The sequence below is a fragment of the Pseudomonas sp. BJP69 genome (genome assembly GCF_007633355.1).
Classification (GTDB): domain Bacteria; phylum Pseudomonadota; class Gammaproteobacteria; order Pseudomonadales; family Pseudomonadaceae; genus Aquipseudomonas; species Aquipseudomonas juntendi.
In genome coordinates, this window is sequence record NZ_CP041933.1 from 5217845 (window position 1) to 5239889 (window position 22045).

The 22045-nt window shown below is 64.2% G+C and carries 23 protein-coding genes; 14 read left to right on the forward strand and 9 right to left on the reverse strand.

Features of this window, described 5'->3' with window-relative positions:
- The first annotated feature begins 23 nt into the window (after positions 1 to 23).
- The 7 genes from proC (at position 24) to FPB55_RS24335 (ending at position 5532) form a co-directional block, all read left to right on the forward strand.
- Positions 24 to 842, forward strand: a complete 819-nt coding sequence (proC, locus tag FPB55_RS24300; protein ID WP_047149608.1) for a pyrroline-5-carboxylate reductase — start codon at positions 24 to 26, stop codon at positions 840 to 842.
- A gap of 10 nt (positions 843 to 852) precedes the next feature.
- A complete protein-coding gene (locus tag FPB55_RS24305) occupies positions 853 to 1443 on the forward strand; it encodes a YggT family protein (RefSeq protein ID WP_009684930.1) in 591 nt (196 codons plus the stop codon).
- 88 nt (positions 1444 to 1531) lie between these two features.
- Positions 1532 to 2671, forward strand: coding sequence for a homoserine O-acetyltransferase (locus FPB55_RS24310; protein WP_009684929.1), 1140 nt, complete (start codon positions 1532 to 1534; stop codon positions 2669 to 2671).
- A 7-nt stretch (positions 2672 to 2678) separates the two neighbouring features.
- On the forward strand, positions 2679 to 3299 hold the full coding sequence (gene metW / locus FPB55_RS24315; protein ID WP_009684928.1) for a methionine biosynthesis protein MetW: 621 nt from the start codon (positions 2679 to 2681) through the stop codon (positions 3297 to 3299).
- 128 nt (positions 3300 to 3427) lie between these two features.
- On the forward strand, positions 3428 to 4024 hold the full coding sequence (rdgB, locus tag FPB55_RS24325) for an RdgB/HAM1 family non-canonical purine NTP pyrophosphatase (protein WP_033690803.1): 597 nt from the start codon (positions 3428 to 3430) through the stop codon (positions 4022 to 4024).
- Positions 4021 to 5196 (forward strand): radical SAM family heme chaperone HemW, encoded by a 1176-nt coding sequence (gene hemW, locus FPB55_RS24330; RefSeq protein WP_144189470.1) that lies wholly within the window; start codon positions 4021 to 4023, stop codon positions 5194 to 5196. Before rdgB ends, hemW begins: the two co-directional genes overlap by 4 nt.
- A gap of 9 nt (positions 5197 to 5205) precedes the next feature.
- Positions 5206 to 5532 (forward strand): DUF3392 family protein, encoded by a 327-nt coding sequence (locus FPB55_RS24335; RefSeq protein WP_009684924.1) that lies wholly within the window; start codon positions 5206 to 5208, stop codon positions 5530 to 5532.
- Positions 5533 to 6374: 842 nt separating this feature from the next.
- Here the strand turns inward: FPB55_RS24335 and trmB are convergent.
- From trmB to FPB55_RS24355, 4 genes are all read right to left on the reverse strand, one after another.
- Positions 6375 to 7097, reverse strand: coding sequence for a tRNA (guanosine(46)-N7)-methyltransferase TrmB (trmB, locus tag FPB55_RS24340; protein WP_009684922.1), 723 nt, complete (start codon positions 7095 to 7097; stop codon positions 6375 to 6377).
- 9 nt (positions 7098 to 7106) lie between these two features.
- The gene (locus FPB55_RS24345; protein WP_009684921.1) at positions 7107 to 7919 is read right to left on the reverse strand and encodes a thiazole synthase; all 813 of its coding nucleotides are present in this window, start codon (positions 7917 to 7919) and stop codon (positions 7107 to 7109) included.
- A gap of 54 nt (positions 7920 to 7973) precedes the next feature.
- Positions 7974 to 8174 (reverse strand): sulfur carrier protein ThiS, encoded by a 201-nt coding sequence (gene thiS, locus FPB55_RS24350; protein WP_009684920.1) that lies wholly within the window; start codon positions 8172 to 8174, stop codon positions 7974 to 7976.
- A gap of 102 nt (positions 8175 to 8276) precedes the next feature.
- Positions 8277 to 8648 carry a DUF423 domain-containing protein gene (locus FPB55_RS24355; RefSeq protein ID WP_009684919.1) on the reverse strand — a complete coding sequence of 124 codons (372 nt, stop codon included), beginning with the start codon at positions 8646 to 8648 and terminating at the stop codon, positions 8277 to 8279.
- A 64-nt stretch (positions 8649 to 8712) separates the two neighbouring features.
- Between FPB55_RS24355 and mtgA the strand changes: the two genes are divergently transcribed.
- Positions 8713 to 9423 (forward strand): monofunctional biosynthetic peptidoglycan transglycosylase, encoded by a 711-nt coding sequence (gene mtgA, locus FPB55_RS24360; RefSeq protein WP_009684918.1) that lies wholly within the window; start codon positions 8713 to 8715, stop codon positions 9421 to 9423.
- Between the two features lie 75 nt (positions 9424 to 9498).
- On the opposite strand, the gene rpoH is transcribed toward mtgA, so the two are convergent.
- From rpoH to ftsY, 4 genes are all read right to left on the reverse strand, one after another.
- A complete protein-coding gene (gene rpoH / locus FPB55_RS24365) occupies positions 9499 to 10353 on the reverse strand; it encodes an RNA polymerase sigma factor RpoH (protein WP_009684917.1) in 855 nt (284 codons plus the stop codon).
- 111 nt (positions 10354 to 10464) lie between these two features.
- The gene (gene ftsX, locus FPB55_RS24370; RefSeq protein ID WP_029886166.1) at positions 10465 to 11490 is read right to left on the reverse strand and encodes a permease-like cell division protein FtsX; all 1026 of its coding nucleotides are present in this window, start codon (positions 11488 to 11490) and stop codon (positions 10465 to 10467) included.
- Positions 11487 to 12158, reverse strand: coding sequence for a cell division ATP-binding protein FtsE (ftsE, locus tag FPB55_RS24375; RefSeq protein WP_009684915.1), 672 nt, complete (start codon positions 12156 to 12158; stop codon positions 11487 to 11489). The genes ftsX and ftsE overlap by 4 nt, the downstream gene beginning before the upstream one ends.
- A 2-nt stretch (positions 12159 to 12160) precedes the next feature.
- Complete coding sequence (gene ftsY, locus FPB55_RS24380; RefSeq protein WP_029886167.1) at positions 12161 to 13633, reverse strand: signal recognition particle-docking protein FtsY; 1473 nt, start codon at positions 13631 to 13633, stop codon at positions 12161 to 12163.
- 231 nt (positions 13634 to 13864) lie between these two features.
- On the opposite strand from ftsY, the gene FPB55_RS24390 reads away from it, so the two are divergent.
- From FPB55_RS24390 to FPB55_RS24415, 6 genes are all read left to right on the forward strand, one after another.
- Positions 13865 to 15220: a pitrilysin family protein gene (locus FPB55_RS24390; protein WP_029886168.1), complete on the forward strand. Its 1356-nt coding sequence runs from the start codon at positions 13865 to 13867 to the stop codon at positions 15218 to 15220.
- Positions 15213 to 16703: a pitrilysin family protein gene (locus FPB55_RS24395; protein ID WP_115294980.1), complete on the forward strand. Its 1491-nt coding sequence runs from the start codon at positions 15213 to 15215 to the stop codon at positions 16701 to 16703. The genes FPB55_RS24390 and FPB55_RS24395 overlap by 8 nt, the downstream gene beginning before the upstream one ends.
- A complete protein-coding gene (gene rsmD / locus FPB55_RS24400) occupies positions 16703 to 17305 on the forward strand; it encodes a 16S rRNA (guanine(966)-N(2))-methyltransferase RsmD (RefSeq protein WP_047149610.1) in 603 nt (200 codons plus the stop codon). Before FPB55_RS24395 ends, rsmD begins: the two co-directional genes overlap by 1 nt.
- Before the next feature lie 70 nt (positions 17306 to 17375).
- Positions 17376 to 18710 carry a pitrilysin family protein gene (locus tag FPB55_RS24405; RefSeq protein WP_054881135.1) on the forward strand — a complete coding sequence of 445 codons (1335 nt, stop codon included), beginning with the start codon at positions 17376 to 17378 and terminating at the stop codon, positions 18708 to 18710.
- Positions 18707 to 20104, forward strand: a complete 1398-nt coding sequence (locus tag FPB55_RS24410; protein WP_144189471.1) for a pitrilysin family protein — start codon at positions 18707 to 18709, stop codon at positions 20102 to 20104. Before FPB55_RS24405 ends, FPB55_RS24410 begins: the two co-directional genes overlap by 4 nt.
- A gap of 60 nt (positions 20105 to 20164) precedes the next feature.
- A complete protein-coding gene (locus FPB55_RS24415; protein WP_115294988.1) occupies positions 20165 to 21157 on the forward strand; it encodes a hydrolase in 993 nt (330 codons plus the stop codon).
- Between the two features lie 33 nt (positions 21158 to 21190).
- Here FPB55_RS24415 and FPB55_RS24420 read toward each other — a convergent pair whose 3' ends face one another.
- Positions 21191 to 22045, reverse strand: a complete 855-nt coding sequence (locus FPB55_RS24420) for a sulfurtransferase (RefSeq protein ID WP_064314825.1) — start codon at positions 22043 to 22045, stop codon at positions 21191 to 21193.

Here is a 22045-nt window from a genome sequence, read left to right on the forward strand (position 1 = left end):
ACTCTTTTCCACAAGGACCTGACATGAGCAAGACTCGTATTGCCTTTATCGGCGCCGGCAACATGGCCGCCAGCCTGATCGGAGGTCTGCGTGCCCAGGGCCTGGACGCCTCGCAGATTCGCGCCAGCGATCCGGGCGCCGAGACCCGCAGCCGCATCCAGGCCGAACACGGCATCCAAACCTTTGAGGACAATGCCCAGGCCATCGACGGCGCCGACGTGATCGTGCTGGCGGTCAAGCCGCAGGTCATGAAAGCGGTTTGCCAGGCCCTGCAACCCAGCCTGCGTGATGGCCAACTCATCGTTTCCATCGCTGCCGGCATCACCTGCGCCAGCCTGCAAAGCTGGGTGGGCGCGCGCCCCGTGGTGCGCTGCATGCCCAATACCCCCGCGCTCCTGCGCCAGGGCGTGAGCGGCCTGTACGCCACCGCCGAGGTGTCGGCCGCACAGCGCCAGCAGGCCGAGCAACTGCTGTCGGCGGTAGGCACGGCCCTGTGGCTTGAGCAGGAACAGCAACTGGACGCCGTGACCGCGGTTTCCGGCAGTGGCCCGGCCTACTTCTTCCTGCTGATCGAGGCCATGACTGCCGCAGGCGAAAAGCTTGGGCTGCCGCGTGAAACCGCCTCGCAACTGACCCTGCACACGGCCTTGGGCGCTGCCCGCATGGCGGTCGCCAGCGATGTAGACGCCGCCGAACTGCGCCGCCGTGTCACCTCGCCCGCCGGTACCACTGAAGCGGCGATCAAGTCGTTCCAGGCCAGCGGCTTCGAGGCGATCGTCGAGCAGGCCCTGCAGGCTGCCGCGACACGCTCCGCCGAACTGGCCGAACAACTGGGCAAATAAGGAGTTATCGATGAATGCACTCTCCGGCGCCGCGATTTTCGTGGTGCAAACCTTGGTCAGCCTGTACCTGGTGATCGTGTTGCTGCGCTTCGTACTGCAGCTGGTCAAGGCCGATTTCTACAACCCGCTGTGCCAGTTCGCGGTGCGCGCCACCCAGCCGCTGCTCAAGCCGATCCGCCGCATCATCCCCAGCATTGGCGGCCTGGACACCTCGTCGCTGCTGCTGTCGGTGCTGATCCAGGCGCTGCTGATGGCCTTTGTGCTGATGGTCACCTATGGCACCTTCGGTGACGTCTTGCACCTGCTGATGTGGGCGATCATCGGCATTACCTCGCTGTTCCTGAAGATCTTCTGGGTGGCGATGATCGTGATGGTGATCGTTTCCTGGGTTGCGCCCAACAGCCACAACCCCGCCGCCGAACTGGCCTACCAGATCAGCGAGCCGGTGCTGGCCCCCTTCCGCCGTATCGTGCCCAACCTGGGCGGCATGGACATTTCGCCGATCTTCGCCTTCCTGGCGATTCAGGTGATCCAGTCGTTCGTCATGCCGCCGCTGGCTGCCTATGCCGGCATGCCCCAGGAGCTGTGGCGCATGATCTGACCCCGCATGCCCCCAGCGGCAAGCCTTTGCTTGCCGCTGGGGGTAGCGCTCTTTAGACTTACGCCTCCGTCAAGCGTGAGCAGGGTCGATGTCCACTGTCTTTCCCGAAGATTCCGTCGGTCTGGTAGTACCGCAAACCGCCCGGTTCGATGAACCGCTGGCGCTGGCCTGCGGCCGCTCCCTGGCCAGTTACGAGCTGGTCTACGAGACCTACGGCACCCTCAATGCCAGCGCGAGCAATGCCGTGCTGATCTGCCATGCGCTGTCTGGCCACCACCATGCCGCCGGCTATCATGCTGCCACCGACCGTAAACCGGGTTGGTGGGACAGCTGCATCGGCCCTGGCAAGCCCATCGATACCAACCGTTTCTTCGTGGTCAGCCTGAACAACCTCGGCGGTTGCAACGGCAGCACCGGCCCCAGCAGCGTCAACCCGGCCACTGGCAAACCCTACGGCGCCGAGTTTCCGGTACTGACGGTGGAAGACTGGGTGCACAGCCAGGCGCGCCTGGCCGATCGCCTGGGCATCCAGCAGTGGGCAGCCATCGTTGGCGGCAGCCTGGGTGGCATGCAGGCGCTGCAGTGGACCATGACCTACCCGGAGCGCGTGCGCCACTGCGTCGACATCGCCTCGGCACCGAAACTGTCGGCGCAGAATATCGCCTTCAACGAAGTGGCACGCCAGGCCATCCTCACCGACCCCGAGTTCCACGGCGGTTCGTTCCAGGACCAGGGCGTGATCCCCAAGCGGGGCTTGATGCTGGCGCGCATGGTCGGCCACATCACCTACCTGTCCGATGACTCGATGGGTGAAAAATTCGGCCGCGAGCTCAAGAGCGACAAGCTCAACTATGACTTTCACAGCGTCGAGTTCCAGGTCGAGAGCTACCTGCGCTACCAGGGCGAGGAGTTTTCCGGGCGGTTCGATGCCAACACCTACCTGCTGATGACCAAGGCGCTGGACTACTTCGACCCGGCTGCCGCCCACGGCGGCGACCTGGCAGCCACCCTGGCCAACGTCAAGGCGGACTACTGCATCATGTCGTTCACCACCGACTGGCGCTTCTCTCCGGCCCGTTCGCGGGAGATCGTCGACGCCCTGATGGCAGCGCGCAAGAACGTCTGCTACCTGGAGATCGACTCACCTTATGGGCACGATGCCTTCTTGATCCCCACACCTCGCTACATGCAGGGTTTCTCGAACTACATGAACCGCATTGCCATCTGAGGACAGCATGAGAGCCGATCTGGAAATCATCCACGACTGGATCCCCGCCGGCAGCCGGGTACTCGACCTGGGCTGCGGCAGCGGCGAACTGCTGGCCTCGCTGCGTGACCGCAAGCAGGTCACCGGCTATGGCCTGGAGATCGACCCCGACAATATCGCCGCCTGCGTGGCCAAGGGTGTGAACGTCATCGAGCAAGACTTGGACAAAGGCCTGGGCAACTTCGCCAGCAACAGTTTCGACGTGGTGATCATGACGCAGGCCCTGCAGGCCGTGGAGTACCCCGATCGCATCCTCGACGAGATGCTGCGCGTGGGCCGCCAGTGCATCATCACCTTCCCCAACTTCGGGCACTGGCGTTGCCGCTGGTACCTGGCGACCAAAGGCCGCATGCCGGTATCGGACTTCATGCCCTATACCTGGTACAACACACCGAACATTCACTTCTGCACGTTCGCCGACTTTGAAGAGCTGGTGCATGAGCGCCGGGCCAAGGTGCTCGACCGCCTGGCAGTCGACCACCTGCACCGCAATGGGTGGGGTGGCCGGCTTTGGCCTAATCTTCTGGGTGAGATCGGCATCTACCGCGTCAGCAGCCCGAGCTTGCAAGAGCACCAGCTCGCGGTCTGACACACACACCGGGAGGAAGCGCCCATGCGTCGCCCCGTGCGCAGCAGCCCGCTAGGGTTCAAGCAGATTATCGAAACCGGCGGCATCAGCAACTCCCTCAGTTTCAACCAGGAAGTGTTCCCAGGCGAATGATGAATTTCCAGCAACTCGTATTGGCCAGCCACAACGCCGGCAAACTCAAGGAACTCCAGGCCATGCTCGGCCACTCGGTGCAACTGCGCTCGATTGGCGAATTCAGCCAGGTAGAGCCGGAAGAAACCGGCTTGTCGTTCGTCGAGAACGCCATCCTCAAGGCGCGCAACGCTGCACGTATTTCCGGCCTGCCGGCCTTGGCCGACGATTCCGGCCTGGCCGTGGACTTCCTCGGCGGTGCGCCGGGTATCTACTCGGCGCGCTATGCCGATGGCAAGGGTGACGCGGCAAACAATGCCAAGCTGCTCGACGCGCTGAAAGACGTGCCAGAAGCCGAGCGCGGTGCACAGTTCGTCTGTGTGCTGGCACTGGTACGCCACGCGGATGACCCGCTCCCGATCCTCTGCGAGGGCCTGTGGCAAGGGCGCATTCTGTTCCAGGCCAGTGGCGAGCATGGCTTTGGCTATGACCCACTGTTCTGGGTGCCCGAACGCAACTGCTCCAGCGCCGACCTGGCACCTGTGGACAAGAACCAGCTCAGCCACCGCGCCCGCGCCATGGCCCTGCTGCGCCAACGCCTGGGCCTGGCATGATCGCAACGCTGGCTACCCCTGGCGCGGCGGGCTTTACCAGCCTGCCGCCGCTGGCGCTGTACATCCACATTCCGTGGTGCGTGCGCAAATGCCCTTACTGTGACTTCAACTCCCACGCGGCCGGCCCTGAGCTGCCGGAAGACGCCTACGTCGCGGCGCTGTTGACCGACCTGGACCAGGAGCTGGCGGCGGTGCAAGGCAGGCCGATCAGCTCGATCTTCTTCGGTGGCGGTACGCCCAGCCTGTTCAGTGCAGGCGCCCTGGGCCGCCTGCTGCGCGGCGTGGAGCAGCGCATACCGTTCGCAGCGGACATCGAGATCACCCTGGAGGCCAACCCGGGCACCTTCGAGCAGGACAAGTTCAAGGCCTACCGGCAAACCGGCATCAACCGCCTGTCCATTGGCGTGCAGAGCTTCCAGCCGGCCAAGTTGCAGGCCCTGGGGCGCATCCACAATGGTGACGAAGCCGTCCGGGCAGCCGGCATGGCGCGCGCGGCCGGGTTCGACAACTTCAACATGGACCTCATGCACGGCCTGCCCGACCAGTCCCTGGAAGACGCCCTGGGCGACCTGCGCCAAGCTATGGACCTGGGGCCCACGCACCTGTCGTGGTACCAACTGACCGTCGAGCCCAACACGGTATTCTGGAACCAGCCGCCGGAGCTGCCCGAGGACGACATTCTCTGGGACATCCAGGAAGCCGGCCAGGCGCTGATGGCCGAGCATGGTTTTCGCCAGTACGAGGTCTCGGCCTATGCTCAGGCCGGCCGCGCTGCGCGGCATAACCTCAACTACTGGCGTTTTGGCGACTTCATCGGCATCGGCGCCGGCGCCCACGGCAAACTGACCTTCGCTGACGGCCGTATCCTGCGCACCTGGAAGACTCGCTTGCCCAAGGACTACCTGAACCTGGCCAAACCGTACAAAGCCGGTGAGAAGCTGCTGCCAGTCGACGAGTTGCCGTTCGAGTTCCTGATGAACGCCCTGCGCCTGACCGATGGCGTGGAAGCCCAGCTGTTCACCCAGCGCACCGGCTTGCCGCTGGAGCAGTTGCGCGAAGCCCGTCGGGCAGCCGAACAAAAGGGCCTTTTGCAGGTCGAACCGGATCGACTGGTGGCCACGCCAAGGGGCCAGCTATTCCTCAATGACCTGCTGCAGTATTTCTTGACCTAAGGATGACCCATGGATCTGGTACTTGATCTGCTCGCGACGGTTTCCCGCTGGAGCCGCGGCAACCTGTCAGAAATTTCGCTGGCCTTGGTAGGCTGCCTGCTGGTGCTGTTCGGCAGCGACGTCAAAGGCTGGGCCGAACAACGGCTGGGCAGCCTGGGTGGCGCCCTACGCGTACCGTTCATGGCGGTGATGGTGATGGTCGGCAGCGGCGCGGCACTGATCTATGCCACACCCTGGGTGGTGAAGGGGCTGAGCCAGTTCAACAACTACGCACTGGCGCCGGTGTTGCTGGTGGTCGTGGTGCTGATTGGCGTGGTGGCCGACCGGCGCGGCTGAGACACAGCCTGGGGCTGAACGCTTGTGGGACATTCTGTTTTGCCCAGTTTCTGGAAGCATGCGCGATCACTGTAGGAGCGGGTTTACCCGCGAAGAGGTCGGCACTGCCAGCAGAAGGCTTGAGATAGCAGGGGCTGCTTTGCAGCCCATCGCGACACAAGGCCGCTCCTACACCGATCGCGCTAGTTGATCAGCGCAGGAAACAAGCGGGGCGCAGATTCCAAAAGCTGCCCCGGCAAACCAGGGCAGCCCTACCACTTGACTAGCCTTTAACGGGCGTCATCGAAGTGGTCGCGCATGAAGTCCCGAACGGTCTTGAGCAAGATCAAAATCCGGGCGAGCCTCCAGACACGGCTCAGCGCGTCAAGCAATCGCTTCATGTGCATTGGCCTCCGTGTTGGCGGGCCAATCTTCCAGCATCTAACCGGTACTTCGATGCCTTCGAAAGCTGTGTAGAGCGTTCAGTGAAGTGGCCAGGTTAATGGCCCTTCGAAGAAGTCACCGGCACGGTTCTCAGGCCATGTCGAAGGGGCCGGAAAGCAGAATTCTTCTCCTACCCGACCCATCACTGAATGGACTCTCACAGGAGCAGCTAGATGATACCCGGTCTACTTGACCGAGACTGTTAACTGCTTCGACACACTTGATGCCGGGTATTTCCGCACATTGACCCTGCTTCTGAAGGTGCCTATGATCACCTGACTGTGTAGAGCTTTCAGTGAAGCCTTGAAGCGAAGGATACTCAGTCCTTTTGCTCACACAAAAAACCGCTCATCTCAGAGCGGTTTTTTTTGGCCTGCATTTCTACAGGCCTCAGCGTACCGAAAGGCCGATTCAGCCGATCAGTCCACCTTCTCGAACTTCAAATCCCACACCCCATGCCCCAGCCGCTCGCCGCGGCGTTCGAACTTGGTGATCGGGCGCTCTTCGGGGCGTGGCACGTAGGTACCGTCTGCTGCGCGGTTGCGGTAGCCCGGCGCAGCACTCATCACTTCCAGCATGTACTCGGCATACGGCTCCCAGTCGGTGGCCATGTGGAACACGCCACCGGGCTTGAGCTTGCGCCGCACCAGCTCGGCGAACTCCAGCTGCACGATACGGCGCTTGTGGTGGCGCGCCTTGTGCCAAGGGTCGGGGAAGAACAGCATCAGGCGGTCGAGGCTGTTGTCGGCCACGCAGCGGTTCAACACTTCGATGGCATCGCAGTCATACACCCGCAGGTTCTTCAAACCCTGGGTCAGCACACCATTGAGCAGCGCACCAACACCGGGGCGGTGTACTTCCACACCAATGAAGTCCTGCTCCGGCGCGGCGGCGGCCATTTCCAGCAGGGAATGCCCCATACCGAAGCCGATCTCCAGGGTACGCGGCGCGCAACGGCCGAATACCTGGTCGTAGTCCACCGGGCTGTCGGCCAACGGCAGGATGTACAGCGGGCCGCCTTGGTCCAGGCCGCGTTGCTGGCCTTCGGTCATGCGCCCTGCACGCATCACGAAACTCTTGATGCGGCGGTGTGGGCGCTGGTCGCCGTCGGCGGCGATCGGCGTATCTTGCGAATCAGTCATCTGGGGCTCTTACTTGATCAGACCATCCAGCGGCGAAGAGGCGCTGGCATAGAGTTTTTTCGGCATCCGGCCGGCCAGGTAGGCCATGCGACCGGCGACGATGGCGTGCTTCATGGCTTCGGCCATCAACACCGGCTGCTGGGCGTGGGCAATGGCCGAGTTCATCAGCACCGCCTCGCAGCCCATTTCCATGGCGATGGTGGCGTCGGAAGCGGTGCCCACGCCGGCATCGACCAGCACCGGGACTTTCGATTCTTCCAGGATGATCTGCAGGTTGTACGGGTTGCAGATACCCAGGCCCGTGCCGATCAGGCCGGCCAACGGCATCACCGCGATGCAGCCCGCCTCAGCCAGCTGGCGGGCAATGATCGGGTCATCGCTGGTGTAGACCATCACGTCGAAACCATCCTTGACCAGCACTTCGGCGGCCTTGAGGGTTTCGATCACGTTGGGGAACAGGGTCTTCTGGTCCGCCAGCACTTCGAGCTTGACCAAGGTCCGCGACTCGTGGGACTTGTAGCCTTGCAGCAGCTCACGGGCCAGGCGGCAGGTACGCACGGCCTCGGTGGCGTCGAAGCAGCCTGCGGTATTGGGCAGGATGGTGTACTTGTCGGGCGACAACACGTCGAGCAGGTTCGGCTCACCCGCATTCTGGCCAAGGTTGGTCCGGCGCACGGCCACGGTGACGATCTCGGCACCCGAGGCCTCGGTGGCCAGGCGGGTCTCTTCCATGTCACGGTATTTGCCGGTGCCGACCAGCAGGCGCGACTGGAACGTGCGCCCGGCCAGAATGAAGGGCTTGTCGCTGCGAACGTTGCTCATCGTTGTTCCTCGGGAAAAGGTTGCAGGGCTTGCTTGTGAACCACCAGGCTGCTGTCAGCCGCCACCGATCGCGTGGACCACTTCGACCTGGTCGCCGTCGTTCAGCAGGGTGCTCTCGTGCTGGCTACGCGGCACGATATCCAGGTTCAGTTCCACGGCAATGCGGCGCCCACTGAGCTCCAGGCGCGTCAGCAGGGCTGCAACGCTCTCGCCGGCAGGCAGTTCGTAAGGTTCACCGTTCAGTTGAATGCGCATGCGCACGGCCACCATTATTCTTTGGGGCCCGCATTCTAGCGCCGAACCGCCCCGCAACCCAAGGGCGGTGCGCGCCATTAGTCGCGATTGTGGACCAGCTGGTCAGCCCAGCCGCCAGGCCGCCAACCCCAGGCATAGCCAGCCGGCCAGGAAGCACAGGCCGCCGATCGGGGTGATGATGCCCAGCTTGGTCAGGCCGCTGAGGGCCAGCAGGTACAGGCTGCCGGAGAACAGCACGATACCCACCGCAAACAGCCCACCGGCCCAGCCCACCAGGCGCCCGGGCAGGTGCGCCGAGAGCACGGCAACCGCAAGAATCGCCAGCGCATGCACCAGTTGGTAGGTCACGCCGGTGTGGAACACCGCCAGGTAGTCGGCCGTCAGCCGGTTTTTCAGGCCGTGGGCGGCGAAGGCACCCAGTGCGACTCCGGTAAAGCCGAAAAAGGCGGCAAGCATCAGGAAGCTGCGAAGCATGGGACGACTCCTTGGATCGGGTCTGTATAATGACCCCTTCCACCCGTACGGCCAAGCCATCGTCATGCTGCCATCCCTTGTTCGCCGCCTCTTCCGTGCCCTGCTCTGGTTCGCTGCCTGCAGCATCGTGCTGGTGCTGGTGTTCCGCTGGGTGCCCCCGCCCGGCACGGCGCTGATGGTCGAGCGCAAGGTGCAATCCTGGGTCAATGGCGACCCCATCGACCTGCAGCGCGACTGGGAGCCGTGGCAGAACATCTCCGATGAACTCAAGGTCGCGGTCATTGCCGGCGAAGACCAGAAGTTCGCCAGCCACTGGGGCTTCGACATCCCGGCTATCCAGGCTGCGCTGGCCTACAACGAGCGCGGCGGCAGCATTCGTGGCGCCAGCACCCTGACCCAGCAAGTGGCCAAGAACCTGTTCCTGTGGTCGGGGCGCAGCTGGTTCCGCAAAGGGCTGGAAGCCTGGTTCACGGCACTGATCGAACTGCTCTGGTCCAAGGAACGCATTCTCGAGGTTTACCTGAACAGCGCCGAGTGGGGCAAAGGCGTATTCGGCGCCCAGGCGGCGGCTCGCTATCACTTTGGTGTCGATGCCAGCCAGCTCACCCGCCAGCAGGCAGCGCAACTGGCCGCAGTATTGCCCAGCCCGATCAAGTGGAGTGCCAGCCGGCCGAGCGCCTATGTGGCAAGCCGTGCCGGGTGGATTCGTCGGCAAATGAGCCAGCTGGGTGGCCCCAGCTACCTGATGCAGCTCGACTCATCCAGAAAGCTTTGAATGCAGTGCCGGCACAAATGAAAAAGCCGCTCGCTCCGTCGGAGCCAGCGGCTTTTCTGTGCAACAAAGGCCCGATCAGGCTGCGATCAGTGCCTTGACCTTGTTCATCGCATTCTTCTCCAGCTGGCGAATCCGCTCAGCCGAAACGCTGTACTTGTCTGCCAGCTCATGCAGGGTGGCCTTCTCTTCAGCCAACCAGCGCTGGTAGAGAATGTCGCGGCTGCGCTCGTCCAGCCCTTGCAGCGCTTCGTGCAGGTTGCTGGTGGAGTTGTCGCTCCAGTCGGCATCCTCCAGTTGCACCGCCGGGTCGTACCGGTGGTCTTCCAGGTAATGCGCAGGGGACTGGAACGCGCTGTCGTCGTCAGCTTCCGCTGCCGGGTCGAACGCCATGTCCTGCCCGCTGAGGCGGCTCTCCATCTCGCGCACTTCACGCGGCTCGACGCCAAGACTCTCCGCCACACGATGCACTTCGTCGTTGTTCAACCAGGCCAGGCGCTTCTTCTGGCTGCGCAGGTTGAAGAACAGCTTGCGCTGGGCCTTGGTGGTAGCCACCTTGACGATGCGCCAGTTGCGCAGGATGAACTCGTGGATCTCGGCCTTGATCCAGTGCACGGCGAACGACACCAGGCGCACGCCCATTTCAGGGTTGAAGCGTTTGACGGCCTTCATCAGGCCAACGTTGCCTTCCTGAATCAGGTCAGCCTGGGCCAGCCCATAGCCAGCATAGCTACGGGCGATATGTACGACGAAACGCAGGTGGGCCATCACCATTTGACGAGCGGCCTCGACATCCTGCTGATAATAGAGACGCTCGCCCAGATCACGCTCCTGCTCGACCGTCAGCAGCGGGATGCTGTTGACCGTGTGCACATAGGCTTCCAGGTTTGCACCGGGTACCAAGGCATAGGCAGGTTGCAACGATGTGGTCATTCAAGAACCTCCGACTTACTAGACTCGCGCTTTTTGGGCGCTGCCAACATTGACCTGGAACGACGGTACAAGTTCCATCGTGAACAAAATGTCAATGCTGGCCTGTAAAAACTATCGCGGTGCCAGCTCGTTCAAGTGGCGGGCGACTGCAATCCATGCACCGATATACCCCAACAACACCGCTCCGATCAAGAGCGACAGACCATCGGACCCCGGCACTCCGCCCAGGGCGAAGTCACTGCCGTATAGCCCGGAAAGCCCTACCACCGCCTCGTTCAGCCAGTTCAGGCCAAACGCCAGGATCCCCCACGCCAGCAGCCCTGCACCCAGGCCATACAATGCGCCCATGTACAGGAAAGGCCGGCGTACGTAGGCGTCGGTGCCGCCGACCAGCTTGATCACTTCGATCTCGATGCGGCGGTTTTCGATATGTAGACGAATTGTGTTACCGATTACTAACAGCAGTGCAGAAATAAGCATCACCGCCAGACCGAAGACGAACCGGTCACCCAGCTTGAGGATCGCCGCCAGCCGCTCGACCCAGACCAGGTCCAGTTGCGCCACATCCACCCGCGGCAGCTCCGCAAGGCGCTGACGCAAGGCTTCAAGGGCGGGCTTGTCGACCTCGGTCGGGGTGACTACCACCACACCAGGCAGCGGGTTTTCCGGCAGCTCGCGCAAGGCCTCGCCCAGACCGGACTGCTGCTGGAATTCCTCCAGCGCCTGCTCGCGGCTGACATACTGCGCGTCTGCCACGCCGGGCATGCCCTTGATCTCGTCACGCAGCGCCTCGCCATCACGGCTGCCGGCATCCAGCTTGAGGTACAGCGAAATCTGCGCCGCGCGCTGCCACGAACCGCCCAGTTGCTCGACGTTCTTCAGCAACAACGACAGGCCCATCGGCATGCTCAGCGCGACGGCCATCACCAGGCAGGTGAAGAAGCTGCCGATCGGCTGCTTGCCCAGCCGGCGCAGGCTGTCAGCCAGGCTGGCACGGTGGCTTTCCAGCCAGGCGTGCAACAACGTGCGGAAATCCGGGCCGTCATCGTCTTCGCCGCGTTTTTTCTTCGCCGGCTGCGGGTCGGCTGGCTTCGGCGCAACGCGCTCGGAAACCTTTGGCGTACGTGTAGTGCTCATTGCCCGGCCTCCCCATCGCCGATCAAGCGGCCGCGCTGCAAGGTCAGCATGCGGTGACGCATGCGCGCAATCAGTGCCAGGTCGTGGCTGGCGATCAAAACCGTAGTACCCAGGCGGTTGATGTCCTCGAATACCCCCATGATTTCTGCGGCCAGCCGCGGGTCGAGGTTACCGGTGGGTTCATCGGCCAGCAGCAGCGCAGGCTGGTGGACGATTGCCCGGGCAATGCCGACCCGCTGCTGCTGCCCGGTGGACAGGTCAGCCGGGAACAGCTCGCCCTTGTCGGCCAGCGACACGCGCTCCAGGGCGGAATCGACGCGCTTGGCGATCTCGGCCTTGGACAAGCCCAGAATCTGCAGCGGCAGGGCAATGTTGTTGAACACCGTGCGGTCGAACAACAGTTGGTGGTTCTGGAACACCACGCCGATCTGCCGGCGCAGGAACGGGATCTGGGCGTTGCTGATCTGGCCCAGGTCCTGCCCGGCCAGCATCAGCTTGCCGCTGGTCGGGCGCTCCATGGCCAGCAGCAGGCGCAGCAAGGTGCTCTTGCCGGCGCCCGAGTGGCCGGTGACGAACAGGAACTCGCCCCGGCGCGCCCGGAAACTCAGCTCATGCAACCCGACATGACCATTGGGATAGCGCTTGGCAACCTGTTCGAATCGGATCATGGTCAGTCTCGCTCGGCGAACAGAGCCTTGACGAAAGGCTCCGCTTCGAAGGTGCGCAGGTCGTCGATGCCTTCGCCGACACCGATGAAGCGGATCGGCAACTTGAACTGCTTGGCCAGGGCGAAGATCACCCCGCCCTTGGCGGTGCCATCGAGCTTGGTCAGGGCCAGGCCGGTCAATTCGACACTCTGGTTGAAGTACTTGGCCTGGCTGATGGCGTTCTGCCCGGTACCGGCGTCGAGCACCAGCAGCACCTCGTGCGGCGCCTCGGCGTCGAGCTTGCCGATGACCCGGCGCACCTTCTTCAGCTCCTCCATCAGGTTGTCCTTGGTGTGCAGGCGGCCGGCGGTGTCGGCGATCAGCACATCCACACCGCGGGCCTTGGCGGCCTGCACGGCGTCGAAAATGACCGATGCGGAGTCGGCACCGGTGTGCTGGGCGATGACCGGAATCTGGTTACGCTCACCCCACACCTGCAACTGCTCGACCGCTGCGGCGCGGAAGGTATCGCCGGCGGCCAGCATCACCTTCTTGCCTTCCTGTTGCAGTTTTTTCGCCAGTTTGCCGATGGTGGTGGTCTTGCCGGCGCCGTTCACGCCTACCACCAGGATCACGTAGGGCTTGTTCTGCGCCTGCACTTTCAGTGGCTGCTCGACCGGACGCAGCAATGCCGCCAGCTCTTCCTGCAGCGACTTGTACAGGGCGTCGGCATCGGCCAGTTGCTTGCGGGCGACTTTCTGGGTCAGGTTCTGGACGATGGTCGACGTGGCTTCCACGCCCACGTCGGCGGTCAGCAGGCGCGTTTCGATCTCGTCGAGCAAGTCGTCGTCGATGACTTTCTTGCCCAGGAACAGGCTGGCCATCCCCTCGCCAATGGAGGCACTGGTCTTCGACAGGCCCTGCTTGAGGCGGGCAAAGAAGCCAGGCTTGGCCTGTTCGGCCGGCGCTGCCGCTGGCTCTGGCGCGACCTCGACGGCTGTGGCAGCCACGGCCGGCGGGGCAACCACCTCAGGTGCAGGGCGCTCGGGGATCGCCGGTGGCGCCTTGGGTTCCAGGTCCGGCACCAGCGCTACCGGCTCTTCGGCCACCGGCAGTACCAGGTTGCTGACCGGCGCAGGCTCGGTACGGGCGACGTCCACCACAGCCGCTGGCACCGGCGCAGGGGCAACGGGTTGCGGCGCGGGCGCTACCGGCGGCGGGGAAACCAGCGGCTCGGGTTCAGCGGCCGGCGACGGCTGCACAGCGACCGGCGCCGGCGCTTCGGCTGCCGGGGCAGGCGCGGGCGCCTCAGGCTGCGGCGCTTCAGCAGCGGGGGCCTCGACCGGAGCGGCTACAGGTTGCTCGACAGCGGGGGCTTCACTGGCGGGAACGCCAGCGTCCACAGGTTGTTGCGGCTTCTTGCGAAACCAGCTGAACAGGCCTTTCTTTTCACCAGCCTCGGCCGGCGCTTTCTTGTCGTCGTTGGAACCAAACATGGAAGACGGCTATCTCAGGGTAGCGATGCGCCAGCTACGGCGGATCGGGAATTCTCTCTACGCAGAACAGACTATCTTGAAGCCGGCTGGTTCATGCGCAATGTTTTGTCTTAGTGTCCTGTGGGCCAGAACGGCGACAGGCATGGTCGCCAGGCAACCGGATCAGTATCCTAGCACCTCCTGGCCCGTCGACGCTAAACCCAGCGGGCCGCCGAACAGGTTAAACACCGTATGAATGCTCTAGCCCGCCGCGCCGCTGGCCTGTTGCTCGGCACGCTCTGCCTGCCGCTCGCGGCCTTCGCCGCCGATGTGCAACCCACCCACGAATTCATCCTCGACAACGGCCTCAAGGTCGTGGTGCGCGAAGACCACCGCGCCCCGGTGGTGGTCTCGCAGATCTGGTACAAGGTCGGTTCCAGCTACGAAACCCCGGGCCAGACCGGCCTGTCGCACGCCCTGGAGCACATGATGTTCAAGGGGAGCGCCAAGCTCGGCCCCGGCGAAGCTTCACGCGTGCTGCGCGACCTGGGCGCCGAAGAGAACGCCTTCACCAGCGACGACTACACCGCCTACTACCAGGTGCTGGCGCGTGACCGCCTGCCCGTAGCCCTGGAACTGGAGGCCGACCGCCTGGCCAGCCTGCGCCTGCCAGCCGACGAATTCAGCAAGGAAATCGAGGTCATCAAGGAAGAGCGCCGCCTGCGTACCGACGATCAGCCCACTGCAAAGGCCTTCGAGCTGTTCCGCGCCATGGCCTACCCTGCCAGCGGCTACCATACCCCGACCATCGGCTGGATGGCCGACCTGGAGCGCATGAAGGTCGAGGAACTGCGCCACTGGTACGAGTCCTGGTATGCCCCCAACAATGCCACGCTGGTAGTGGTCGGCGATGTCACCCCCGACGAGGTCAAAGGCCTGGCCCAGAAGTACTTCGGCAGCATTCCGAAGCGCACCGTGCCACCGGCCAAGCTGCCACTTGAGCTCGCAGAACCCGGCCAGCGCCAGCTGACCCTGCACGTGCGCACGCAACTGCCAAGCCTGATCTACGGGTTCAACGTGCCCGGCCTGGCCACGGCCAAGGACCCCCGCACCGTACACGCCCTGCGCCTGATCTCGGCGCTGCTCGACGGCGGCTACAGCGCCCGCATGCCGGCGCGCCTGGAGCGTGGCCAGGAGCTGGTTGCCGGTGCTTCGTCCAGCTACAACGCCTTTACCCGTGGCGACAGCCTGTTCCTTATTTCGGCCACGCCGAACGTTCAGAAGCAGAAAACCCTGGCCGACGTCGAGAAGGGCGTGTGGCAACTGCTCGACGAACTGAAGACCACCCCGCCCAGCGCCGAAGAACTGGAGCGCGTTCGCGCCCAGGTTATCGCCGGCCTGGTCTATGACCGCGACTCCATCAGCAGCCAGGCCACCACCATCGGCCAACTGGAAACCGTCGGCCTGTCCTGGAAGCTGATCGACAGCGAACTGGACGAGCTCAAGCGCGTTACCCCGCAGGACATCCAGAACGCCGCGCGCACCTATTTCACCCGCGAACGCCTGAGCGTTGCCCATGTACTGCCCGAGGAGTCCGCTCATGAGTGATCGTCGCGCACCACGCCCAACCCTGTTGGCCACCGGTATCCGCGCCCTGGCGCTGGCAGCGGTGCTGGCTGCCCCGGCCCTGGCCGACAACGCCGCCAAGGCCGACAGCACCGCGGCCCGGCCGGCCAACACCCTGCAGTCGCTGGCCGAGCTGGACGGCAAGGCGCCGAGCCGGCGCCAGCTGAACATCCAGCACTGGAACACCGCCGAAGGGGCCCGGGTGCTGTTCGTCGAGGCGCGCGAGCTGCCGATGTTCGACCTGCGCGTGACCTTTGCCGCCGGCAGCAGCCAGGACGGCGGCACGCCAGGCCTGGCTGCCTTGACCAACGCCATGCTCAACGAAGGCGTGGCCGGCAAGGACGTGACCGCCATCGCCGAAGGCTTCGAGAGCCTGGGCGCAGACTTTGGCAACGGCTCCTACCGTGACATGGCCGTGGCCTCGCTGCGCAGCCTCAGCGCCAAGGACAAGCGCGAGCCGGCACTCAAGCTGTTCACCGAGGTCGCCGGCAAGCCGAGCTTCCCTGAAGACGCGCTCAAGCGCATCAAGAACCAGATGCTGGCCGGCTTCGAGTACGAGAAGCAGAACCCTGGCAAAATCGCTGGCAAAGCGCTGTTCGCCAACCTCTATGGCGACCACCCCTACGCCCACCCCAGCGACGGCACTGCCGAAAGCATCAACGGCATCGGCCTGGCCCAACTGCGCGCTTTCCATGCCAAGGCCTACACCGGTGGCAACGCCGTGATCGCCCTGGTCGGCGACCTCAGCCGCACCGAAGCCGAAGCCATCGCCGCCCAGGTGTCCGCCGGGCTCCCCAAAGGCCCGGCGCTGCCCGCGCCGGCGCAACCGGCCGAAGCCAAGCCCGGCCTGACCCACATCGATTTCCCGTCCAAGCAGACCCACCTGATGCTGGCCGAGCTTGGTATCGACCGCCAGGACCCGGACTGGCCTGCACTGTCGCTGGGTAACCAGATCCTCGGCGGCGGTGCCTTCGGTACCCGGCTGATGAGCGAAGTGCGGGAAAAACGCGGCCTGACGTACGGCGTTTACTCGGTCTTCAGCCCGATGCAGGTGCGCGGCCCGTTCATGATCAACCTGCAAACCCGCGCCGAACTCAGCGAGGGCACGCTCAAGCTGGTGCAGGGCATTCTCGCCGACTACCTCAAGACCGGCCCCACCCAGCAGGAGCTGGACGATGCCAAGCGCGAACTGGCCGGCAGCTTCCCGTTGTCCAATGCCAGCAATGCCAGCATCGTCGGCCAGCTGGGCGCCATCGGCTTCTACAACTTGCCGCTGACCTGGCTGGAGGACTTCATGCAGCAGTCCCAGGCCCTCACTGTCGAGCAGGTCAAGGCCGCCATGAACAAACACCTGTCAGCCGATAAACTGGTGATCGTCACCGTTGGCCCGAAAGTGCCACAGAAACCGCTGCCAGCACCCACTGACAAGCCCTCCGAGCAGCCGCTCGGGGTACCGGAGCACTAATGCCAAGATCCACCCCTCCCGCCCGCCCGCAAACCGGGCAAAGCAAGGGCCAGGGCCACCTGCGCATCATCGCCGGCGAGTGGCGCAGCCGTCGCCTGGCGGTGCCGGATGGTGAAGGCCTGCGGCCAACGCCCGACCGTGTGCGCGAAACTGTCTTCAACTGGCTGGCGCCCTACATCGAGGGCGCTCGGGTACTGGACGCCTTCACCGGCAGTGGCGCCCTCGTGCTCGAAGCCCTGTCCCGCGGCGCCGAAGACGCCGTGGCACTGGACAGCAACCCGGCGGCCATCGCCAACCTGAAAAACAACCTGGAAATCCTCCGCTGCCCGCGCGGGCAAATCCTGCAAACCGATGCCCTGCGCTACTTGCAGCACCCGGCCAAGCAGCAGTTCGACGTGGTGTTCCTCGACCCGCCATTCCACCAGGACCTGCTGGCCAACACCTGCAACCTGCTGGAGCAGCACCAGTGGCTCAGCGAGCAAGCCTGGGTCTACACCGAGAGCGAAGCCGCGCCGTCGGCCCTGCAACTGCCCGGCAACTGGCGCCTGCATCGCGAGAAAAAAACCGGCCAGGTGTATTACGCGCTGTGGCAGCGGGGCTAACTATGTAGCGCTGCCTAGGGTGCCATTTCGCTGAAGCTGTTGCGGTTCACACAACCGGAGCACTTCAGCGATGACTTCACCTGCGCCCGTCACCCTCGACCAGGTCTCGGCAGGACTGGCATCTGTGGCTTCAGCCGCCCCCTTGCCACTGCAGCACTTCACCCTGAACAACGGTTTGTCCGTCTACCTGCGGCCAGACCACACCAGCCAGCTGGCCGCCGTGCAACTCTGGTATCACGTGGGTTCCAGCCATGAGCCCGCGGGCCACAGCAACCTGTCCCACCTCCTGGAACACCTGATTTTCGAAGGCAGCAGCAAACTTGCCGCCGGCCAATACTCGCGAGTGATCGCCCGCCTGGGCGGCAACGCCAATGCCAGCACCCATGAAGAGGCGACGGCGTATGAGATAACGCTGCCGGTCGCTCGCCTGTCAGTCGCGTTGGAGATCATGGCCGATGCCATGAACAGCGCGACCTTCGGCCAGGCAGAACTGGACCGGGAAAAGAAAGCCGTCGAGGACGAAAGGCGCCTCAAGTTCGACAACCACCCAGACCAACAGGCTTACGACCTTCACCTGGCGCTGGCCCATGGCGGCAATGCCTATGGGCAACCGAGCTTCGGTTCCCTGGCCGACCTTGCCGATATTGGACTGGAAACGCTGCGAACCTGGTATGCAACCTGGTACCGGCCCAACAACGCCACGCTGGTGGTGGTTGGCGGCATCGACCTGGCAACCCTGCGCACCCAGGTAGAGCAGTACTTCGCCAGCCTGCCGAGCGCGCCAGTGCCGAAGCGCCCCGCACCACGGCAAGCCCAGCCGTTGCAGGCGCGCACGCAAACCGTGAGCCTGCCCGGGTTACGCGAAGGGCTGTTCATGTCGTTCAACGTTCCGAGCAGGGCTACCGCAGCGGATGCAGCCACCGCCCCTGCCCTCGAGTTGATCCGCGAGGTGCTGGCCGAGGGGTTCAGCGCCAGGCTCTACAGTGACCTGGTGCGCGACAAACGCCTGCTCACCGGCATCAGCATTACCTATCAGCCCTTGTTGCAGGGTGACACGCTGCTGACCCTGTCAGCGTACGTGAACAGCATGAACAGCACGCCAGAACAGGCTGCACACGCTGTTTGCCAGCACCTCGAAGCACTGCGCAACACTGCGGTGCCCACTGCTGAGCTTGAACGCGCGAAATTGCGCATGCTTGCCCGCCGCCTGTTCACTGACAGCCAGGTGGCCCAAGCCGAGCGAATCGGCGAGGCCGCCGCTGCCGGCATCGCCGTCGCGGCCGTGGACCAAGACATCCAGATCATCCGCGACCTCGACAGCCAACAGGTGCAGCAAGTGGCACTTGCCTACCTGGGGCGCGAACGGTTGACCACCAGCTACCTTCAGCCAGGAGCAACAGCATGATCCAGGTACCCTCCCCGGCCCCCTTGCCGCTGACGTGCAACGGCCCGGCTGACGACACCGCCTGGGCGGCCATGGCCAACCTGCACTCGGCACAGGGTATCGACCTTGGCCACATTCCAGACCTGCAGGCCCACCCTGAGCACTGGCGAACGGCAGAAGGCACCCGCGTCAGCTTCCTCGCACGCCATGACCGGCCCATGTTCGACCTGGCATTACGCTTTCGCGCAGGCAGCGTACTCGACGGCGCCCAACCTGGGCTTGCGGCACTTGTGCTGTACAGCCTCGACCAAGGCACCGGGCAACTCGACGCCACACGGTTCGCCGAGGATATGGCCGGTTTCGGCGCCATCCTGGGCAGGAGGATCAGCGACGACAGCGCCCTTGTCACCCTGCGCGCCCTGAGCCTGCCGGCACTGCGCGACAGCGCGATGCAACTGCTGACCGAGATGCTGGCCCGCCCGGCATTGCGCGCGGGCGATGTGGCCAAAATCGGCGAACGGCTCGTATTCAGCCAGGCCAGGTATGGCAACCATCCGCTGCTGCGGATTACCAAGGCGGCCACCGCGCATATCTTCAGCGGCCACCCCTACGCGGCCACCCTGACAGCGCAGACTATCGCCAGCATTGGCGATGACCAGATCCGGGCGTTCCACCAACAGGCGTATTCGGCCAACAACCTCGACATCGGCCTGGTGGGCAACCTGACCCGCGAGGAAGCACGGCAGCTTGTCGACGACCTGGTTCGGGCCCTGCCGCAAGGCTGGGCGGCGCAACGCACGCCATCGGTTCCCGACTACCAGGCATTGGACCTGAATCTCGCTGCGGCCAGCAGTACCACCCAGGCAACGCTCACCCTTGCAACGAACGTATCGGCCCAGGATCCGGTGTTCCCGGCCCTGTATCTGCTCAACGCAATCCTGGGCAGTAGCTACGAGTCGCGCCTTACCCAGGAATTGCGCACCCTGCGCAACCTAACCTACGCCATCTCCTGCGACCTGAGGCCGCTGGATGCCGCCAGCCAGTTGCAGATCCACTGGGATATCGCCCCCCAGTACCGGGACGCCTCTGGCGCGCTGGTGTCGGCGATTCTGGCATGCCTGCGTGAACACGGCCCCAGCCAGGCCGAATGCGACATGGCGGTGAACCAGATCGCCGGTAAACTGCACGACAGCCTGGCAGACCGCGCGAGAATGGCCCAGGCCTTGGCCACCTACAGCCACCAAGGCTTGGCGCCAGACCACCTGGGCACCTTCCTCGGTAAACTGTCGGCGCTTACGCCTGCCAATCTGCGTGAAGCGGCGCAAGTCTGGTTGCAGGCCCCACAGGTATTCGTCACCAGCGGCCCGGTTACCGAGCAATTGCCATTACCCAAACCGACCGCGCTCGACCAATAGCGCAGGTACAAAGGCGCTGTTTCGTGGCACTCTAGGCCGGCACATCACGAGTCGCCCAGCATGCCTAGCCTCAGCGCCCCTTTCCGTCCGGCCATCGGCCTGTCCAACCCGCATCTGCAAACATTGTGGGGCCCCCTGTGGCGCAAGCTGCCGGCGCTTGCGCGCAACCGGGAGCGCCTGTGGCTGGCTGATGGCGACTTCATCGACCTGGACTGGCATGGCCCACACCAGCCGCAGGCGCCGCTGGTACTGGTGTTGCACGGGCTCACCGGTTCCTCTCACTCACCCTATGTGAAGGGCTTGCAGCAAACCCTGCAAGCGCGGGGCTGGGCTAGCGTGGCGGTGAACTGGCGCGGCTGCTCGGGCGAACCCAACCTGTTGCCCCGAAGCTATCACTCCGGCGCCAGCGAAGACCTGGCGGAGATCATCGCCCACCTGCGCGCCCAGCGCCCACTGGCATCGCTGTATGCGGTGGGTTATTCGCTGGGCGGCAATGTGTTGTTGAAATACCTGGGTGAAAGCGGCGTCGCCAGCCAGCTGGAGGCTGCGGTAGCGGTCTCGGTACCGTTTCGTCTGGACCACTGCGCAGACCGCATCGGCCAGGGATTTTCCAAGGTGTACCAGGCGCACTTCATGCGCGAAATGCTGGCGTATGTACAACTCAAGCAGCGGCACTTCCATGCCCAGGGCCAGCATGACCGGTTGGCCGAACTCGACCGCCTGGGCCAGCTGAGTAACTTGCGCACGTTCTGGGAGTTCGACGGCAAGGTCACGGCACCCTTGAACGGTTTTCGCGATGTACACGACTACTATCGCCGCTCGTCGAGCCACTTCTTTCTTGGCCAGAACCGCACGCCAACGCTGATCATTCAGTCCAGTGACGACCCGTTCGTGTCCAGCCACAGCTTGCCAACCGCGCGGGAACTGGCCCCCCAGACCCGTTTCGAGCTGCACCGCCGCGGCGGCCATGTGGGCTTTGTCGATGGCAGCCTGCGCAGGCCCGGGTACTACCTGGAACGGCGGATTCCGCAGTGGCTGGTGGAGGGCCAGTAACATCCCTCCATGCCCTGCTCGCGGCAGACGTACCTATTCGCCGGTGGCCACCCCATGCTCCGGATCAGTGATCCACTCACTCCACGACCCGGCATACAGCTTGCCCAACGGGTAGCCTGCCAGCGCCAGTGCAAACAGGTTGTGACATGCCGTCACCCCCGAACCGCAGTAAGACACCACGTGCTCCGGTGCCCGCCCGGCCAGCTTTTCGGCAAAGCGCTGCCTGAGCTGATCGGCCGGCAAAAAGCGCCCGTCAGGCCCCAGGTTGTCAGTAAACGCCGCGCACTGCGCGCCGGGGATATGCCCTGCCACCGGGTCGATGGGCTCCACCTCGCCGCGAAAACGCGGCAACGCCCGCGCATCGATCAGGGTCAGGTCTGCATTGCCCAGGCGCTTGGCCAGGTGGTCGGCATCGATCAGCAGCGCGGGGTCTGGCTTGCCGCTGAACGTGCCTTGGCGCTTGGGTGCAGGGTCCAGGCTCAGAGGCAGGTGCGCTGCATGCCAGGCCTTCAGGCCACCGTCGAGGATCGCCACGCCGCTGCGCTTGCCCAACCAGACCAGCAGCCACCAGGCACGGGCAGCAAAGGCGCCGGGGCCGTCGTCGTACAGCACCACTTCGCTGTCGTTGTCCACACCCCACTCACGCAAGCGCTCGACCAGCCGCTGCGCATCGGGCAACGGGTGGCGCCCGGTACGCCCCTTGCTCACCGGCCCGCTGAGATCGCGGTCCAGGTCGGCAAAATGCGCACCGGCTATGTGCCCTTGCGCATAGCTGCGTTGGCCATAGTCGACATCTTCAAGGGCAAAGCGGCAGTCGAGGATCACCGATTTGGGCGAGCCCAGACGCTCGGCCAATTGTTGCGGGGTGATCAATTGCGCAAGGGGCAT

What these genes read in the sequence shown, in the direction of transcription:
- proC (WP_047149608.1), top strand. Translation starts at nt 24, where the DNA reads ATGAGCAAGACTCGTATTGCCTTTATCGGCGCCGGCAACATGGCCGCC.
- FPB55_RS24305 (WP_009684930.1), top strand. Translation starts at nt 853, where the DNA reads ATGAATGCACTCTCCGGCGCCGCGATTTTCGTGGTGCAAACCTTGGTC.
- FPB55_RS24310 (WP_009684929.1), top strand. Translation starts at nt 1,532, where the DNA reads ATGTCCACTGTCTTTCCCGAAGATTCCGTCGGTCTGGTAGTACCGCAA.
- metW (WP_009684928.1), top strand. Translation starts at nt 2,679, where the DNA reads ATGAGAGCCGATCTGGAAATCATCCACGACTGGATCCCCGCCGGCAGC.
- rdgB (WP_033690803.1), top strand. Translation starts at nt 3,428, where the DNA reads ATGATGAATTTCCAGCAACTCGTATTGGCCAGCCACAACGCCGGCAAA.
- hemW (WP_144189470.1), top strand. Translation starts at nt 4,021, where the DNA reads ATGATCGCAACGCTGGCTACCCCTGGCGCGGCGGGCTTTACCAGCCTG.
- FPB55_RS24335 (WP_009684924.1), top strand. Translation starts at nt 5,206, where the DNA reads ATGGATCTGGTACTTGATCTGCTCGCGACGGTTTCCCGCTGGAGCCGC.
- trmB (WP_009684922.1), bottom strand. Translation starts at nt 7,097, where the DNA reads ATGACTGATTCGCAAGATACGCCGATCGCCGCCGACGGCGACCAGCGC.
- FPB55_RS24345 (WP_009684921.1), bottom strand. Translation starts at nt 7,919, where the DNA reads ATGAGCAACGTTCGCAGCGACAAGCCCTTCATTCTGGCCGGGCGCACG.
- thiS (WP_009684920.1), bottom strand. Translation starts at nt 8,174, where the DNA reads ATGCGCATTCAACTGAACGGTGAACCTTACGAACTGCCTGCCGGCGAG.
- FPB55_RS24355 (WP_009684919.1), bottom strand. Translation starts at nt 8,648, where the DNA reads ATGCTTCGCAGCTTCCTGATGCTTGCCGCCTTTTTCGGCTTTACCGGA.
- mtgA (WP_009684918.1), top strand. Translation starts at nt 8,713, where the DNA reads ATGCTGCCATCCCTTGTTCGCCGCCTCTTCCGTGCCCTGCTCTGGTTC.
- rpoH (WP_009684917.1), bottom strand. Translation starts at nt 10,353, where the DNA reads ATGACCACATCGTTGCAACCTGCCTATGCCTTGGTACCCGGTGCAAAC.
- ftsX (WP_029886166.1), bottom strand. Translation starts at nt 11,490, where the DNA reads ATGAGCACTACACGTACGCCAAAGGTTTCCGAGCGCGTTGCGCCGAAG.
- ftsE (WP_009684915.1), bottom strand. Translation starts at nt 12,158, where the DNA reads ATGATCCGATTCGAACAGGTTGCCAAGCGCTATCCCAATGGTCATGTC.
- ftsY (WP_029886167.1), bottom strand. Translation starts at nt 13,633, where the DNA reads ATGTTTGGTTCCAACGACGACAAGAAAGCGCCGGCCGAGGCTGGTGAA.
- FPB55_RS24390 (WP_029886168.1), top strand. Translation starts at nt 13,865, where the DNA reads ATGAATGCTCTAGCCCGCCGCGCCGCTGGCCTGTTGCTCGGCACGCTC.
- FPB55_RS24395 (WP_115294980.1), top strand. Translation starts at nt 15,213, where the DNA reads ATGAGTGATCGTCGCGCACCACGCCCAACCCTGTTGGCCACCGGTATC.
- rsmD (WP_047149610.1), top strand. Translation starts at nt 16,703, where the DNA reads ATGCCAAGATCCACCCCTCCCGCCCGCCCGCAAACCGGGCAAAGCAAG.
- FPB55_RS24405 (WP_054881135.1), top strand. Translation starts at nt 17,376, where the DNA reads ATGACTTCACCTGCGCCCGTCACCCTCGACCAGGTCTCGGCAGGACTG.
- FPB55_RS24410 (WP_144189471.1), top strand. Translation starts at nt 18,707, where the DNA reads ATGATCCAGGTACCCTCCCCGGCCCCCTTGCCGCTGACGTGCAACGGC.
- FPB55_RS24415 (WP_115294988.1), top strand. Translation starts at nt 20,165, where the DNA reads ATGCCTAGCCTCAGCGCCCCTTTCCGTCCGGCCATCGGCCTGTCCAAC.
- FPB55_RS24420 (WP_064314825.1), bottom strand. Translation starts at nt 22,045, where the DNA reads ATGCCCCTTGCGCAATTGATCACCCCGCAACAATTGGCCGAGCGTCTG.